Annotated in this window: 2 tRNA genes and 2 rRNA genes; all 4 read right to left on the bottom strand. The window is 47.2% G+C overall.

The features are described 5' to 3' along the window. Window positions 1-62 precede the first annotated feature (62 nt). Window positions 63-138 (bottom strand) — tRNA-Thr (locus tag HRJ06_RS23005). 17 nt (window positions 139-155) lie between these two features. Then, window positions 156-231: transfer RNA gene (locus HRJ06_RS23000), tRNA-Val, on the bottom strand. Window positions 232-240: 9 nt separating this feature from the next. Beyond that, window positions 241-356: ribosomal RNA gene (rrf, locus tag HRJ06_RS22995) — 5S ribosomal RNA — on the bottom strand. 73 nt (window positions 357-429) lie between these two features. Next, window positions 430-551: ribosomal RNA gene (locus HRJ06_RS22990) — 23S ribosomal RNA — on the bottom strand; the annotation flags it as partial.

Here is a 551-nt window from a genome sequence, read left to right as displayed (position 1 = left end):
ACCCTCTGATTAAAAGTCAGATGCTCTACCAACTGAGCTAATGGCTCGGACCTATTAAAAAGTGGTGCCGGCAAGAGGACTTGAACCCCCAACCTACTGATTACAAGTCAGTTGCTCTACCAATTGAGCTACACCGGCAATGTGTATAGTGTATATGGTGGAGGATGACGGGATCGAACCGCCGACCCTCTGCTTGTAAGGCAGATGCTCTCCCAGCTGAGCTAATCCTCCAATATATAAGCCTGGCAGCGTCCTACTCTCACAGGGGTAAAACCCCAACTACCATCGGCGCTGAGAAGCTTAACTTCCGTGTTCGGTATGGGAACGGGTGTGACCTTCTCGCTATCGCCACCAGACTATTTTGAGGTTTGTTCCCTCAAAACTAGATAATGTAATAAATAAGAAGAAAGCTGAGTATCGCCTTATATTTTGGTTAAGTCCTCGATCGATTAGTATCTGTCAGCTCCACGTGTCACCACGCTTCCACCTCAGACCTATCTACCTGATCATCTTTCAGGGATCTTACTAGCTTGCGCTATGGGAAATCTCAT

This window comes from Mesobacillus harenae (genome assembly GCF_013343715.1).
GTDB classification, from domain to species: domain Bacteria; phylum Bacillota; class Bacilli; order Bacillales; family Cytobacillaceae; genus Mesobacillus_A; species Mesobacillus_A harenae.
Note: the sequence above shows the minus strand (reverse complement) of the source record. Positions and strands in the feature narration are given on the sequence as shown.